This is a genomic window from Corynebacterium sp. HMSC070H05, from assembly GCF_001837615.1.
Lineage (GTDB): Bacteria > Actinomycetota > Actinomycetes > Mycobacteriales > Mycobacteriaceae > Corynebacterium > Corynebacterium coyleae.
This window is the reverse complement of record NZ_KV833326.1, coordinates 1-284: the sequence shown is the minus strand read 5'-3', so window position 1 is coordinate 284 and position 284 is coordinate 1. Positions and strand designations below refer to the sequence as shown.

General features: G+C 55.6%; 1 pseudogene. It reads right to left on the bottom strand.

The annotated features are described in order from the left end of the window. Positions 1-203: pseudogene (locus HMPREF2617_RS06100) on the bottom strand (hypothetical protein); the annotation flags it as partial. Positions 204-284: the final 81 nt, after the last annotated feature.

The following is a 284-nucleotide window of genomic DNA, read 5'->3' as shown; positions in this document are numbered from 1 at the left end:
CACAACTGATCCAAGGGTGTGTCTGCTGCCATGTGGCGTGCGTCGGATTGTTTCCGCGTGAATTTCGTTGCCCCGTAGTAGACGTCGTGTACGCGTGACCATTCTCGGATGCGCGACGGGTTCAGCCCGGCAGCAAGGGCTGTGTCGCGGTCGAAGTCGGCGATGTCCGTAAGCCGGAAGCCGAGAAGGTCTACAAATGCCATGGCATAAACGCTACGAAGCGAGAAACCACCGCACAAGACCCACCACAAAAATGTGGATAACTCCAACACCAAATTCCACAA